A 648-nucleotide genomic window follows, 5' to 3' on the forward strand; every position below is an offset into this window, starting at 1 on the left:
TGTCACGGATCGGCGTAATGACGCCGGGGATGATCGCCGTAATGGCGCCAGTTTGAAGTGAAGTAAAACGCGGATTCGAACGGACTCAAGGATGCGTTTTTCTGGTTGATTTCGCAAGTCGTGTCTGGTCGGGTTCAGGCATTGGCCTAGGCGTGCGGAAGCTGTCACCATCGAGCACGATACGATAGGCGCCGTGTCGCAGGCGATCGAGTGTGGCGGCGCCGAGGATGCGGTTGCCGGCAAACGCATCGCCCCATTCGCTGAAGTCGAGGTTACTGGTCAGGATCGTCGCAGCGGTCTCGTACCTTTCCGCGATCAGGTCGTGGAAGTCTTCATCCTGCGGCGAGCGCAGCGGCTTGAGAGCGAAGTCGTCGACGATGAGAACCGGTACGCTGGCAAGCTGTTTCAGTTTGCGCTCATAGGTACCGGTCGCGCGCGCTGCCTGCAGACTGTTCAATAGCCTGGTCTGCGTGGCGAACACGACATCACGTCCTTGCCGGGCGGCGCAATTGCCGAGTGCCTGGGCCAGGTGTGACTTGCCAGTACCTGTTGGCCCGGCAATGAGAATCGCGACCTTCTCATCGATATAGCGGCCGGTAGCAAGGTCGTGGATATGGGTACGATTCAGGTTCGGCAGCCGGTCGAAGT

At 59.4% G+C, this 648-nt stretch carries 1 protein-coding gene; it reads right to left on the minus strand.

The features are described from left to right. Positions 1–85 precede the first annotated feature (85 nt). Positions 86–648, minus strand: a 563-nt coding sequence (locus AWB66_RS32670) for an ATP-binding protein (RefSeq protein WP_087634064.1), incomplete at its 5' end; no start/stop codon positions are given.

The organism is Caballeronia telluris, assembly GCF_001544495.1.
Lineage (GTDB): Bacteria > Pseudomonadota > Gammaproteobacteria > Burkholderiales > Burkholderiaceae > Caballeronia > Caballeronia telluris.